At 59.6% G+C, this 14,263-nt stretch carries 14 protein-coding genes and 1 pseudogene; 4 read left to right on the top strand and 11 right to left on the bottom strand.

All coding sequences use genetic code 11. The annotated features are described in order from the left end of the window. Positions 1-221: 221 nt before the first annotated feature. The 3 genes and pseudogenes from ACVI1L_RS18375 to ACVI1L_RS18365 all read left to right on the top strand — a co-directional run bounded on the left by ACVI1L_RS18375 (position 222) and on the right by ACVI1L_RS18365 (position 2,732). Positions 222-905 carry a TetR/AcrR family transcriptional regulator gene (locus ACVI1L_RS18375; protein WP_456783429.1) on the top strand — a complete coding sequence of 228 codons (684 nt, stop codon included), beginning with the start codon at positions 222-224 and terminating at the stop codon, positions 903-905. 794 nt (positions 906-1,699) lie between these two features. Next, positions 1,700-1,978 (top strand): hypothetical protein, encoded by a 279-nt coding sequence (locus tag ACVI1L_RS18370; RefSeq protein ID WP_456783428.1) that lies wholly within the window; start codon positions 1,700-1,702, stop codon positions 1,976-1,978. Then, positions 1,975-2,732, top strand: a pseudogene (locus ACVI1L_RS18365) (IS5 family transposase). The gene ACVI1L_RS18370 and the pseudogene ACVI1L_RS18365 overlap by 4 nt, the downstream one beginning before the upstream one ends. A gap of 126 nt (positions 2,733-2,858) precedes the next feature. On the opposite strand, the gene ACVI1L_RS18360 reads toward ACVI1L_RS18365, so the two are convergent. From ACVI1L_RS18360 to ACVI1L_RS18350, 3 genes are all read right to left on the bottom strand, one after another. Continuing rightward, entirely contained in the window at positions 2,859-3,779 is a 921-nt protein-coding gene (locus tag ACVI1L_RS18360) for a VOC family protein (protein WP_456783427.1), read from the bottom strand. 63 nt (positions 3,780-3,842) lie between these two features. Continuing rightward, positions 3,843-3,977 carry a hypothetical protein gene (locus ACVI1L_RS18355; RefSeq protein ID WP_456783426.1) on the bottom strand — a complete coding sequence of 45 codons (135 nt, stop codon included), beginning with the start codon at positions 3,975-3,977 and terminating at the stop codon, positions 3,843-3,845. A 271-nt stretch (positions 3,978-4,248) separates the two neighbouring features. Then, entirely contained in the window at positions 4,249-4,869 is a 621-nt protein-coding gene (locus ACVI1L_RS18350; RefSeq protein ID WP_456783425.1) for a cytochrome P450, read from the bottom strand. An 8-nt stretch (positions 4,870-4,877) separates the two neighbouring features. Between ACVI1L_RS18350 and ACVI1L_RS18345 the strand changes: the two genes are divergently transcribed. After that, positions 4,878-5,069: a hypothetical protein gene (locus ACVI1L_RS18345; RefSeq protein ID WP_456783424.1), complete on the top strand. Its 192-nt coding sequence runs from the start codon at positions 4,878-4,880 to the stop codon at positions 5,067-5,069. Between the two features lie 629 nt (positions 5,070-5,698). Here the strand turns inward: ACVI1L_RS18345 and ACVI1L_RS18340 are convergent. From ACVI1L_RS18340 to ACVI1L_RS18305, 8 genes are all read right to left on the bottom strand, one after another. Beyond that, entirely contained in the window at positions 5,699-6,055 is a 357-nt protein-coding gene (locus ACVI1L_RS18340) for a hypothetical protein (protein WP_456785566.1), read from the bottom strand. 33 nt (positions 6,056-6,088) lie between these two features. Next, positions 6,089-6,913 (bottom strand): mechanosensitive ion channel family protein, encoded by an 825-nt coding sequence (locus tag ACVI1L_RS18335; RefSeq protein ID WP_456783423.1) that lies wholly within the window; start codon positions 6,911-6,913, stop codon positions 6,089-6,091. A gap of 213 nt (positions 6,914-7,126) precedes the next feature. Then, positions 7,127-8,131, bottom strand: coding sequence for a cytochrome d ubiquinol oxidase subunit II (gene cydB / locus ACVI1L_RS18330; RefSeq protein ID WP_456783422.1), 1,005 nt, complete (start codon positions 8,129-8,131; stop codon positions 7,127-7,129). A gap of 4 nt (positions 8,132-8,135) precedes the next feature. After that, positions 8,136-9,548 (bottom strand): cytochrome ubiquinol oxidase subunit I, encoded by a 1,413-nt coding sequence (locus ACVI1L_RS18325; protein ID WP_456783421.1) that lies wholly within the window; start codon positions 9,546-9,548, stop codon positions 8,136-8,138. A 15-nt stretch (positions 9,549-9,563) separates the two neighbouring features. Continuing rightward, entirely contained in the window at positions 9,564-11,873 is a 2,310-nt protein-coding gene (locus ACVI1L_RS18320) for an FdhF/YdeP family oxidoreductase (RefSeq protein WP_456783420.1), read from the bottom strand. Between the two features lie 107 nt (positions 11,874-11,980). Beyond that, positions 11,981-12,181 (bottom strand): hypothetical protein, encoded by a 201-nt coding sequence (locus tag ACVI1L_RS18315; RefSeq protein WP_456783419.1) that lies wholly within the window; start codon positions 12,179-12,181, stop codon positions 11,981-11,983. A 218-nt stretch (positions 12,182-12,399) separates the two neighbouring features. Further along, complete coding sequence (locus tag ACVI1L_RS18310; protein ID WP_172648750.1) at positions 12,400-12,606, bottom strand: CsbD family protein; 207 nt, start codon at positions 12,604-12,606, stop codon at positions 12,400-12,402. A 746-nt stretch (positions 12,607-13,352) separates the two neighbouring features. Then, on the bottom strand, positions 13,353-14,249 hold the full coding sequence (locus ACVI1L_RS18305) for a bestrophin family protein (protein ID WP_456783418.1): 897 nt from the start codon (positions 14,247-14,249) through the stop codon (positions 13,353-13,355). Positions 14,250-14,263: the final 14 nt, after the last annotated feature.

Here is a 14,263-nt window from a genome sequence, read left to right as displayed (position 1 = left end):
CTCCGTGTTGTCAAGACGAGCAGCGAGCAGGGTCGGCATCTGCGAGAAAAGCGCCCATCACTGTGTTGATCGGCCGGACAATGCCGCATTCGATATCGCCGGGCGGCCGGCGAAACTTGATTTGGAGGACAAGTTGAAACCTACCCATTCGCTTGCACATTTCAGATACTGTATGGTACCGTAATGCAAGAGTTAGGATACTGTCAAGTACTGGAATTATCGTGACTGAAAACAGCCAGGGACGGCGCGGCCGGCCCGCCAACGAGGCGCTTGGCCAAACGATCATCGACGCCGCGCGCGAGCTCTTTGTGGAATTGGGTTTTCAAGCGACGACATTGGACAAGGTCGCCCAGCGAGCGAAGATATCCAAGCTCAGCATCTACAGGCACTTCGAGAACAAGGAGGCACTGTTCGGCGCTGCCATGGCGGCCGGCTGCCAACAGTTGTTTGCACCACAGGCCCTTCTTGAAAGCGTCGACGGTTCGGTCGAAGATCAGCTCATGGCGGTGGGATCATCACTGCTTCGCACCCTGTTGAAATCAGACGTCCGCAGTCTCGAAGCCATGGTCATGGCCGACAAGACGAGTCAAAACGCGTTGAGCAAGCTCCATTTCGAAGCCGGCCCCGCCCATGTCATCGCCGAAATCGAGGCCCTGTTGCGTCAGTTGCACGCGAAGGCGATTCTGAACGTGCCCGATCCGCTCCGGTCCGCCCGCTTGTTTGCCGCGCTTTTCAAAGGATCCGATCTCCTGATGATCGCACGCTTCGATCAGGCGAGAGCAGAGGACGACAACGAAATCGAATCCTATTGCCGGTCGGCCGTCGCCATGTTCATCGCCGCGCACCGTGGTAACGACCATGCGGGCGGATATTTGCCTGTCTCAAGGTCAAAAAACAAAATTTGAATCGTGCGTGAACCGATGTTGTCAAAATAACCGAAACCGGTTTGAAAATCATGGAGACTGAAGAGCTTTCGATTGGCGACAAGATCACGGAAAAATACGCTTGTTGAACTATCGGTTGCGATACCAGTCCGCACGATGATTCCCGCGTGCCCACCCGCTCTTGTCAGTTGGGAAAATAGCTCCGCAAAGAATGCGTATGTGTTCACGTCGCGGGCGCCACTCAGCGGGAATCGATCTGTCTTGAGTACAAACACGCTGGCAGCTTCGGACGCGCATCGCGCATTCGGTGACAGGGGTGCAGTCCAGTGGATTAGTGGCATATCGATCCGTAACCCTGCGCCTCCACGTTGGAGCTTGGCCCTGAGATTGTGGGGCGGCTCAGCGGCGATCCGCTACATCGCTAAAACCACTATTTTGGAGGCGCTGTTTATTTTCGACCGGCACCCTAACTAACTCGGAACGTCGGATCTCGATCGTCCGTCAGAAAGGGCCGCTCCTGCGCATCCGCCGCCATCAAATGGTCGGCGAGTTCGTTCAAATCGGGGACCCGCAACCACCTCAAATTGCTATTTAAGTCAGTCGCTTAGCGACTGCCCTCCGAAGGCAAAGGTCACACGTTCGAATCGTGTCGGGTGCGCCAAATTTCCAACTCATGCCGAACCGGTGACGTTGCCCCTATCGAGAATCGATCGGTCTCTCTAGCGCGACATAGGCAACACGATTGGCTCCGCGTCGTGCCGGGTTCGAACATAGTAAATCAGGCTGACAAGATTCTGTACGCTCCGGAGACGGCGATGCGGAATAGCCTCAATGCTGTCGGCAAGGGCGTCGAGCATCTCGGCAACGAAATCGGCGTGCTCTGGGCGCATCTGAAGCAGGATGCCATCGACAAGGCCAAGAGCTTCCTCGACTGGCTGGCGGCGCTTGCCGAGAAGTCCGTCCCGCTCGCCGGCGCCGTCGTGTTCGGCATGATGACGTTGGCCACCGCGGTCGCCGTGTATGTGCCGAAGATGATCGCGGCGATGTTCCGGCGCCAGCGCCCCGCACGTAAGACGAGGATACGTCACGCCTGAACGATGCGGAGTGGGCGTTGACTGCCCGGAAGATGCCGCCGCGCCGACGGCTGGGGAGACCGCGTCAGATCGATTTGCGCGAGATCGTGCAGGCAATCTTCTACATTAGGTCCACCGGCTGCGAATGGCGAGCTCTGCCAAGCGAGTTCCCGCCGTATTCGACGGTCCAAGGCTATTTTTATGCCTAGCGCGACACTGGTAGGTGGCGCAGGATCGTCAGAGCCCTGGTCCGGCCAGCGAGGCAGGAGCTTGGGCGCAAGCCGAAGCCACGACTGCCGTTATCGACAGCCAACCGCTTCGACGACGCAGGCCGGCGGGCCACGCGGATCTGGCGCTGGCAAACGCCTCTATGGTCGCACGTGGCACATCGTCACGGATACCAATGGGATCCTGTTGGCCGGTCAAGTTCATCCAGCCATGTTCAGGATGTCTGTGCCGTGCCTTTTGCTGGAACAGTTGAGGGAGCGCTTCCCTCGACTTCGGCATGTCTTTGCCGACCGCATTTACCGCGGTCAGCTAGGTTGTCGACGCACTCTCCCATTGCGGGCCGTGGGCAATCGAGATTGTAGAGCGGCCGCATGGGATCAGGGGCTTCCAGCTCTTGCCGAGGCGCTTGGTTGTCGAGCGCACCTTCGCCTGATTCGGCAGATGCCAACGCCTTGCAAGAGACTTCGAAGGCTCCGCCGCCACCGACCGGGCCTGGCTTCTCGTCGCCCATCTCAGGCTCCTGATCAGACGTCTCGCCAAACCCTGAAAATGCTGCTGGCTTTTTGAGTCGGACTCTCAGGATAGTATCCAACCGAATTGCAGCAACTGCAGCGTCTTTCGCGTTTACAGCCGAGGCACGCCATATCGACGCGGCTTCGTAAGATGCGCGCCGCTAAGGAAGTTCGTAGTTTCGAGCCATGTCATCAGGAGGTGGAGGGCCCCACTGGAAGAAGCTGTCCTCAGGCGGGTGGTCTCCGGCAACCCAGCTGGTGTCGGCTGGAATGAAGTCCATGTCCGCCGAATATTCCGCGTAGCTGCCCCATGGATCGCGAACATAGTGGAAGTAGTTTGAACCAAGGACATGCCGACCGAGCCCCCATCCGGCTGCATAGCCCGCCTGCGCCATCTGCATTGCCCCCATGCCGACGTCACTGAAGCTCGAGACATCCCAGCTTGAGTGGTGCAGCCCGACATGTGACGAGCGCGCGAACGCGACGAGATGATGGTCGCTGCCATGCGGCCCGTGAAGAAATGCGACGTCGTCGCCAGAACGATCCGAAAGCCGCAGGCCAAGGCGTTCAGTATAGAAGCGTATCGCGGCCGATACGTCCGGTGTGAAGAGAGCGATGTGCGCGAGCCGCCGTGGCCGGACGGTGTTGCACTTACTCCGGGGCGCCGCGCCGCGTCCCTGGGCGAAGCCGGAGGGAAGACCGAACGGCGGCTTGTGGTCCGGAGACGACTTGGCGGCGACGGCAAGTTCAATAGGCAGCCCATCCGGTGCCTGGCACCAGAGCCCGTTCACTTCGCCATCTGCAGGCGCGATGCGGACGTCATCGATTCGGGACGCAAGGGCCTCGCGGTCGCGGTCGTATATCCCCACTCGGATCGACAGCAGCTTCTTGGCAGGCCCTTCGCGGAGGTAGGCCCAGATATGGTCGTCACCGAAAGTCCTCAGCGTCAGGAGGCCGCTTTCGCTCCTGACATCGAGGCCGAACGCTTCGTAGTAGCGTTGCGCCTCTTTAACATCGGGAACCGACAGCGAAAAGCTGTCGAGAGAATGTACTGCTGGAGCCATGAGCTTAATGTCTGTCATATATTTTGTCCCATTCCACTTCTCCTTCGAGCTAGATATTCAGCTTTAATTGGGGACGTTTGCCTACGTGGTCGCGCTCGTGTCGGTGGTCGCTGCTTGAGCGCCATCTGAAGTCTGCTGAGCCGACGCTTGTGCCGAAATGAATACAAGGCCGAGGAAAGCGACGCTGAACAACAACTTCAACTTGGACATCTTCATTCATCTACTCCTGCGTTCGCGCTGCTCATATTTTCGACTGCAGCCGACAAATGAATCGGACGGATCAAGCCCTCTGGCAAATTGATAGTCCTACTTGCCTTTATTCATAGTCGTTATGGGGATTCCCATTCGCGCATTGCGGCTGGTCTCTTGTGAACCTTCAATCGAACGGTGTGCAGTGCGGGGTTGACGGGGCGTTTATTGATCGCCGGACGCCAGCCGGGTTCGTTCGACGCTCAGCCGTATCGCTGACAGCGTTGCAGTCGGAGCGTTACCGGAGCCTCAGCGGAAGCCATTCGAATCCGTAAAGACACTTGTTTGTGCCGATGAATGGCGGATCTACCTCGATCGTTTCGACGTGATCGACCAGCGCCCCGGGCGTGACCTCCATCTCGATACGCGCGAGATGCATGCCGATACACATATGCGCACCGATGCCCCATGCGAGATGATCGCGCGCGTCTCGCGCAATGTCGAAGGGATCCGGTAACGGATAGCGGCATTCGTCGCGATTGGCGCAACCGTAGAGCAAAATGACGCGCGCGCCGGCGGGACGGATGTCGGCACGCACCGCGTAATCGCTAGCCGCAAGACGCAAAAACCAGTGGATGGCCGAACTGTGGCGTACTCCTACCAAGACGGCGGAGGTGGTCATTTTGGGGTTACTGCGGAGCAGCGCACACTGATCGTGATTAGTCGCCAAGTTGTACAGGAGGTGGCCCTTTGCCAGGATTGCCGTGTCATGACTGGGCAGCACGTAGGCCCTCACGGCGCCGATTGCTTCGGCACGAGTCAGCCGCCCGGCCTCGCGCAGCTGCTCGACCGTATGCCCGCACATATAGGCCCGCGCTTCTCCATCCGCCTCACGCCTCGCGTTGAACGAAGTGCCCATTCCAACATATGATCGCGGCCGTCCGGCAGCAGCCCGACGAGATGGGCGACGCCATTCAGCGGGAGAAAGCGTGCCATCTCCGCCATCCCATCGACTGTATCGGCACCGACCAAGCCAGCGATCTTGGCGTCGACCATCTCGCGCAACAGCGGCCGCACCTTCTTCAGCTGCGCCGGCGTCAGCGGACGCAGGAGCTCTGAGCGCAGCTGCCGCCTGTGAAGCTCGCCGTCCGACTGAACGAGATTCGGCCCCGCGGCGTATTGAGCGCGTCCCTAAAGCCGACTCCGTAACCGCTTAGCAGAACGTCGTCTGCTCGCAGCGCATCTCGCACGTCAATAAGGCCGCCAATTGCGTAAACGTCGGGATCCCGAATGCGGACGACCGCCCCCTGCTCCGCAGCGCGGCGTAGATCGGATAGGGTTCGCGCAGAGCCTCGTCCGAGAAACGGTCGACCGTCAAATGTCGGTATCGAGTTCGAGTCCACATAACCCTCTCCTGCCGATTTTTACGGTCTGAACAGAGGGCCTGATGCAGTGTAGCCCAAGTGCCTAGCAGATGTCCGCGCGCCTTGACCCGACAACGTAGTCTCGCTCTGTTACGTTGCGGCGCAGAACCGCAGCGCTTGCGGCCCACGATCGATTGTCAACTTTTGGACGTCAGGACTTCACGATCACGCCAGTTTATAAAAGAAGGTTTCACGGCACAGTTAGTGCCGGCAGGCCGACCAGATACGACAAGGCGGAAACAGCGACGTTGCAGATCAGAAATAAGCGCCGCGGGAGCACTGCGGCGCTTATTTGTCCACCAGGAAGGAACGAACACAGGTGGATCAGAACTTCATGGTGATACCGCCGTAGATCGTCGATTCCGTGCAGGTGTTTGTGCTTTGGCCTGTCGCCGCAACGGTGCACACGCTCGGCGCCGTATTGTGAGGAAAAAGCTCGATCCCTGTCGGGACGGCCTCCACGTAGAGCGACTGACTTGGAAAGGCGAAATCAGATCCCGCCTTTTTCACGATCGCCTTGATGGCATACGCCAGCTCCTCCTTGATCTTCAGCCAGTCACCCCAGACCGTGGTGCGGGTGAAGCAATAGACCATGACATCGATCGACGATTCATTGAACTTGTCGACACGTACGAACGCGACGGCTTCAGGAGGATGAACGAAATCTTGACTGCCGAGGATGTACGCCTCGATTGCATCACGGACATCGCGGAGCTAGCCGATCGTCGTGCTGTAATCGAGGCCGATGATCCAGGAAATGCGGCGAAACCTCATCTGCGAGAAGTTGGTGACGGCATTGTCCGCCAAATACGAATTCGGAACGAATACGGGTGCTTGATCGAACCGGCGGACTTTCGTTGTCCGCAGACCAATGGTTTCCACCGTTCCCTCGACGATGCCCTCGGCGAGGATCCAATCGCCGTTCCGAAAGCGCTGCTCGCCAATGATGAAGATCCCGGAGATCAGATTCTTGAACAGATTCTGGGCGCCCAGCGCCACCGCGACGCCGACGAGGCCGAAGCTCGCCAGTACGGGCCCGACGTGAATGCCCCAGACCTCCAGGACGGCGGTCGCACCGAGCGCCACGATGATGGCGCGTCCGACCCTGACCGTCCAGCCGATCATGGCCTGACTGAAGATCGGCGTCCGGCCATCCAGAACCGCGCATAGGGGCCCGATCACCTCGAACAGTGCCCAGAAGATTGTGAATGCGGTCAACGAACGATCAATCTGGAGGAGCCCCTCCTTGAGCCTCTGATTGGTCAGCACGCATTCGCCGATAATAAATACGGCCAGGACGATCGGAATAAACTGAATCGGCGGAGCAAGTGCCTCGACGATCGTGCGGTTGAGGCCGACCTTGCTCGACGACCAGGAGTGGATACGGGAGACGATAAAGCGGCTGAAAAGCCGCCGGATCAGCACTGCGATCGCGAGAATGACGATCGAAACCATGAAGTGTCCGACGGTTAGGTCCAAGACGCTTCGCTGCCAGAACGAAAGCACGATTGTCCAGAGCGCGGTCAGTTCGCTATTCATGCATGTGTCATGCAGGAACGTGCCAGAGACTGCGGTGCTTTCCGACGGAACCTGCGGCTCCGCGACAAACGAGGCGGTCAAATGACCCGGCTGACCGGAACTGATTTAACGTAACCACAGTCTGATCACGCCCGAGACGAGGCCGACCGCCACAACGCTTGCGATCCAGATCGCGGCCATCGAGCCGTTGCCATAGCGGAAGCCGGGCCTGCATCAGTGATACCCTGCGGTGCCGGCCTTGCCGCGAAACACCCAGTACGCCCAGCCTGTGTATGCGAGGATGAGCGGAATAATCACGCAGGCGCCCACCAGCATGAACAACTGGCTTTCGACCGGTGCCGCGGCATCCCAGATCGTAATCGCGCGTGGAACAGCGTAAGGATAGATGCTGATTCCGAGCCCGATGAAGCTCAGCAGGAAGAGTGCTAGCGCCATGAGGAACGGCAACCGCTCGAACTCTCGCTTCAGACTCCAGAAGAAGGTTACCGCGCAGATCAGCACCAACAGCGGCACCTGGGCCGTCAACAAGACGCCGGGCATTGCGAACCACCGCCGCCAGTAGTCATAATCGAGAAACGGCGTCACCGCGCTGACGGCCCCCAGCGCCAGAAGCGTACCGGCGCCGAGCCAGAAGGCGGCACGGCGCGCGTGACGTTGGCTCGTCCCCTCCGTCTTCCAGATCAGCCACGTTGCGCCGAGCAGCGCATAGCCGATCACAACCGCGACGCCGGTCAGAATGCTGAATTGGCTTAGCCAGTCGAGCCAGCCGCCGGCATAGGCATCATTGACAACGTGGATACCCTGCAGAATTGCCCCGAGAGTAACACCTTGCGCAAAGGCCGCCACCAGGGAGCCCAACCAGAACGCAATGTCCCATAATGGCCGATGCCCTGGATCGCGCCAGCGGAACTCAAAGGCGACGCCGCGGAAGACGAGCCCAAGCAGCATGGCGATCATCAACGGATAGGTGGCTGGAAGGATGATCGCATAGGCGAGCGGAAACGCCGCCAGCAGACCGCCGCCGCCCATCACCAGCCACGTCTCGTTGCCGTCCCAGACCGGCGCGATCGAATTCATGGCCTGGTCGCGCTCGTCGCCGACCGCAAAGCTCGGGAACAGAATTCCGATGCCAAGGTCGAACCCGTCCATGACGACGTAGGCCATCACCGCAAGTCCGATAATCGCAGCCCAGAAGGTCGTAAGGTCGATGCTGGACATGGCCTCACTCCGCCGCAGTCAGAGGCACGCCGACACTGCCCGCCGGCGTAATGCCTGCGGCACGCTGCGGCACCTTGGGCGGCTCCTTCTCACCCGGCGCGGGCGGCTTCGCCATCAGGCGCAGGAGATAATAGGTGCCAGCGCCGAACGCTGCGAAATACACCAGCACGAAAGCGACAAGGGAGGCCGCCACAGCCGGCGCAGCCAGCGGCGAATGTGATTCCGCCGTTCGTAACAGTCCATAGACCGTGAAAGGTTGCCGACCGACCTCCGTCGTCACCCATCCAGCGATCACAGCGACAAAGCCGGCCGGTCCGAGAACGACGCACGCGCGATGCAACCAGGCCCAGTCGTAGAGCATTCCCCGGAAACGCGCGAGCAGGCTCCAGATACCGACAGCGAGCATCGCAAATCCAAGGCCGACCATGATCCGGAACGACCAGAACACAATCGGTACCGGCGGCCATTGATCCCGCGGAAAGTCGCTGAGTCCCGGTAAAGGTGCATCCGGATCGTGTTTGAGGATCAGTGACCCCAGGCGAGGCACTTCGAGCTTATGATGGACCTGCGCTGTCTCGTTGCTGGGGAAGCCGAAGAGGATAAGCGACGCGCCATCGGGGCTGGGTTCGTAGTGCCCTTCCATGGCGAGGACCTTGGCGGGCTGGTGTTCCAGCGTGTTGAGGCCATGGGCATCACCCGCGAGAATTTGGATCGGAGTCACGATCGCGGCCATCCACATCGCCATCGAAAACATCTTGCGTGCGCCGGCATTGCTGCGGTCTCGCAGCAGATGCCAGGCGCCCACACCGCCAACCACGAACGCCGTCGTCAGATAGGCCGCGATCACGGTGTGAACGAGGCGATACGGAAAACTGGCGGTGAAGATGATCGGGATCCAGGATCCGGCGGGCACAAACTGGTCCTTCGCATTGATCACGAATCCCGCCGGCGTCTGCATCCAACTGTTCACGGCAATGATCCAGGTTGCCGAGATCAGTGTGCCAAGCGCGACCATGCACGTTGCGAAGAAATGAAGGCCTTTCCCGACCTTGCTCATGCCGAACAGCATGACGCCGAGGAAGCCGGCCTCCAGAAAGAAGGCCGTCATCACCTCATACGCCATCAGCGGCCCGATGATCGGCCCGGCTCGCGTGGAGAATACCGACCAATTCGTACCGAACTGATATGAGAGCACCACCCCCGAGACGACGCCCATGCCGAACACAACGGCGAAGATCTTCAGCCAGTAGCGGAACAGGTTGGCATAAACGCCTTGCCCCGTCTTGAGCCACAACGCCTCGAGCACCATCAGATAACTCGCAAGCCCGATCGAGAAAGATGGAAATATGAAATGGAACGAGACGGTGAACGCAAACTGGGCACGTGCCAGAATCACCGCATCGAGATTGTCCAGCAATGTCCCCTCCTTGCCTCAGGATATGCGTCCCGGCACTTCGTCTCCGGCATCCGGCCGACAAGCGGCAACAACTCGCACCGGAATGGACTTGGCTGCCGGCGTCCCGCTGATCTTGTCGTAGTAGTCGAGAGGCAGCAGCGGATTGAGCTCGGGGTAATATCCCGCAACCGATCCGCGCGGCATCGGATAGTCCAACACCCTCAGTCCACTCACGCGCCGCTGTATGCCATCATCGCTGATCGTCTCGAGCGCAATGCCCGAGCCGTCCTCGAGCCCTCGCGCCGCGCGGTCCTCGGCGTTCATGAACAGAACCATTCGGTCATTGTAGACACCGCGATAGCGGTCGTTGTTGCTGTAGATCGTCGTGTTGAATTGATCGTGCGAGCGAATGGTTGCCAGTCGCAGCATGTCGGGATCTGAAACGGATGCGTTCACTTCCAGACCCGGCAGAAGCAAAAAGTTCGCCTTGCCGTTCGGCGTCGGCCAGACCAGTTCGCGCGGCGGCACGTCGAGGTGAAAGCCTCTCGGGCTTTCGATCCGCTCGGAGAAGTCGCTGTAGATCTCCGGATAGACCTCCGCGATCTTGTCGCGGATCAAGCAGTAATCCTCGCTGTAGCTTCTCCAGTCGACCTTGCTGTTCGGCAACGTCGCTTGCGCGATCCGGCAGACGATTTCCACCTCGGGCAGGAGATGCGGGCTCGCCGGTTGCAACACGCCGCGAGACGCGGTGACGTTTGACATCGAGTCTTCGATCGTCACGAACTGCTCACCGGCTGCCGTCCGGATGATCTCCGAACGCGCGATGACGGGCAGCATCAAGGCGTCACGACCATGAACCAAATGTCCGCGATTCAGCTTGGTGGTAATGGCGACCGTCAGCGCGAGCTTTCGCATCGCCGCGTACGACCGTTCGGTATCGGGCACGGCACGAACGAAATTGCCGCCGAGGCCGATGAAGACCTTCGCCGTCCCCGCCTGCATCGCGGCGACGGACTCAATGGTATGATGACCATGTTCGCGCGGGGGCTCGAACCCAAAGACGTCGCGAACGCGATCGAGATAGTCCTGGCTCGGCTGTTCGTCGATCCCGACGGTACGGTCTCCCTGCACATTGGAATGACCGCGAATGGGCGATATTCCGGCGCCCGGCTTGCCGAAATTGCCCTTGAGCAGGAGCAGATTGACCAGCTGCTGCACCAGCCGCGACCCCTCCTGGTGCTGCGTGATCCCCATCCCGTAGCAAATGATCGTCGCGCGCGAGCGAATGTAGATTTCGGCGCATCGCCGGATCTGCGATTCCTCAAGCCCGGAGGCCCTCTCCAATTCCGGCCATGTCTGCGCCATCGCGTCGTCCCGGACCGCATCGAGGCCGACGGTATGCTCGCGGATAAACTTCCAGTCGACGATCTTCTCGCCGGATTCCTCGCGTTCGAAAATGACCTTCATGACCCCCTTGAGGAAGGCGAGGTCACCGCCGATGCGGACATGAACGAACTCGCTGGCAATCTTGGTTGAACCGAGCGTTGCCATCTGAATGACATCCTGCGGATCGGCGAAGCGCACCAATGCACGTTCGGGCATCGGATTGACGGCCACGATCGGAACCCCGCGCTTGCTCGCTTCGACCAGATTGCTCATCATCCGCGGCGAATTCGTTCCGGTGTTCTGCCCGATGACGAAAATCGCTTCAGCGTGCTCGAAATCATCGAGGATAACGGTGCCCTTCCCGACACCGATCGAGGGCGGCAAGCCCCGGCTGGTCGGCTCGTGGCACATGTTCGAGCAGTCGGGGAAATTGTTGGTTCCGAACTCCCGGACAAATATCGAGTAGAGAAACGCCGCTTCGTTGGGTGTGCGGCCGGATGTATAGAATTCGGCCTGGTGCGGACTTTCAAGAGCCCGCAAATGCTTGCCGATCAGGGCGAACGCGTCGTCCCAGCTGCAAGGCACGTAGCGATCCGACGATGAATCATAGCGCATCGGCTCCGTCAAACGTCCTTGCATCTCGAGCCAGTAGTCCGGCCGCTCCATGAGTTCGGACACGGTGTGCCGTTCAAAGAACTCTCGTGTGACCCGAAACTTCGTTGCCTCAAACGCCAACGCCTTGGCGCCGTTCTCGCAGAAATCGAGCGTTTTCTTGCATTCCGCGTCGGGAAACGCGCAACTCGAGCACTTGAATCCGCCGGGCTGGTTCATCGACAGAAGCGCGCGCGATCCCTTCGTCACCACACTCTGCTCGAGAAGAATCTTTGCAGTCGCTGCGGCGGCACCCCAACCGCCGGCGGGATGATGATACGTCTTGAAGCGCGGCTTACCGTCCAACATAAATCAACTCCGCAATTGCCAGATCTTCAGTAGGGTCTTCAGCTGAGTGACCTGAATAAGATCACCCGCAGCACGCTGGGCCGCGTTTCCGGCTCGCTTTATCGATCCTAATCGAGGTTGGCGACGATCACCTTGTCGATCAGACCTTCGTTGTGCCGGATGAAGTCGTCGCGCGTCATGCCGGAAGCACGCCACGCATCCTGAAGGCCCGCGTCTCTGTGAAGCCACTCGTTTCGCGTTTGATGATCGATCTTGTGACGTCGCGCGTCCTGCGATCCGTGCGACGCCTTGTCGTGGTCCTTCGACATTGTATCTCCTCATGTATCCTGTCGTAGATTGGCACACTCGTCGAGGCGCAGATCTCCGCAGTCCAAGAGAGTCTTGAAGCCGCACTCCGCCGATCAGCGCTGCGCAGCGACCTGTTGTGATGGCGTTCGGCGTCCAATCGCGCGCGAGCTCTACGAACAATCGGGCATCGATACCGCTTCGCAGCAGCCATGGATCCGTCGGGGTCAATCAATCGGGATCAATCCCAATTTGCTTCCTTGGCCCACTTGTCGACCTCTTTGCGGACCTGGTTTTTGTCAATGCCGTAGAGATCTTGCAGCTTGCCCTCCAACCGCTCTCTGTCACCGTTGATGACATCAATGTCGTTGTCGGTCAGCTTCCCCCATGTTGCCTTGAGCGCACCCTTTGCAGCCTTCCAGTTTCCTTCGATGCGATCCCAGTTCACTTTCATCTCCTTCTTTTGCCCAACAGTGAAACGTGCATCGAGGAAAGGTTAGCAACAGGCGTGCCAGTCTGAGCGCATCGTCATATCAATGAGTTAGGCCGTCTTGGCTACCGGCAATGGACAATTTGTCACGACAGATTTGGCCAAGTTGTCCGCCGACAACTGCCGCGCCGGCGCGGCGCCGATGCCAACCAGCCTGAACGCGTTACTATTGGGCGTGGGATGGGTTCAGCGCCGACAGACATTTGCCTGACGCAATGAACGGCGTGGGCCACGTGATGACAAATGACTTCAACGCCGCTTTCGTTTAACCTCACGTGAGTTGAAACTCGTTGATTGTTCGCGCCAATGAGGAAATCGAGATGAAGCGCGCCTTGAGAGATCGGCGACCAATCCATCATTCTCCCATTTTCTGGATCGGTATCGCCTTATGTCTGGCAGCCATAGCCATCTACGTCTGGTCCAATGATCTTTCCTGGCGACCCGCCGCCACCCCACACTGAATCGTTGAAGTGATTAGAGCGCACTTCGCCCTTTCCGGCGGGAGCCGTTACTTTCGGCACCTTCCGTGCCGTTGAGCATTGAATGACATTCGGTACGCCAGCGCGGAGTAAGCGCGGCCCCGGCCACCCTTAGACTACCCCAGGCCAGGGTCGCGCCCTCCACGCGAGGCATGTCGCGTCCGTCTGCGCGACAAGCCCTGACGCCACCGCGCCGTCAGCATGCGCTATGCCACTTGTTTAGCATTACATCAGCACATTCTGAACAGGCTCCATGGGAGCGGGCAGATCGCGCTCACCGAGCAGAGCGAGCAGCTCGCGCTCGAGGGCTCGTCTCATTGCGTCAAGCGGGAGCGCATTCGGCTCCAACCCGAAGGGTGCCTCAAGCTGATGGCCAAGCGCGTCGAGACCGAAGAAGGTGTAGGCGACGAGCAGGACGGGCAGCAGCGTCCACCAATCGAGCGATCCGGCAAGCGCGAACGGCAACGTCACGCAGAAGATCAGCGCGGTCCGATGCAGCAGCAGCGAATAGGCGAATGGCACCGGGGTGGACGCGATGCGCTCGCAACCGCCCTGGACGTCGGAAAGCGCGGTGAGTTGCCCTTCCAGAACGGCGTAGTGGATCGGCTCGATCCGATCCCGCTTCATCAGCATCAAACAATGCAGCCCGATCTGGTTGAGCACGGCATTGGTGGGGTTGGGACCGCCTGAAGCAGCGTCGATCTCACTCCACGGTTTGATTGCCGCCACTTCGTCTTCACCCCGAAGGCGTGCCGTTAGCCCGCAGCAAAAGCCGCACAGGCCGCGGAGCAGGACGCGCCGGTCGTCGTCTTCGAGGGTGGAGATCTGACGCGCGAACGAGCGGCTGGCGATGATCAGCTTGCCCCAGAGTTCGCGTCCCTCCCACCAGCGGGTGTAACATGTGCTGTTTCGGAAGCTCATGAAGACCGACAGCGCTATGCCGATCAGCGTGAACGGAACCGCACTGATGCGCGCGAAGATGCCCGGATGCTCCATGGCAGCAAAAATCGCCAACACACTGATCAGAGCAATCGCGACCAGATGCGGCGCGATCCGCGGCAAGATCGATCCATTGACGGCAAACGCAACGTCCCAGAAGCCGGGCTTGGAGCGCACGATCATTGCAGCCTCCCCGA

Source organism: Bradyrhizobium sp. USDA 4516 (genome assembly GCF_054055915.1).
The sequence above is the reverse complement of the archived record's forward strand: the minus strand, read 5'-3'. Positions and strand labels throughout refer to the sequence as shown.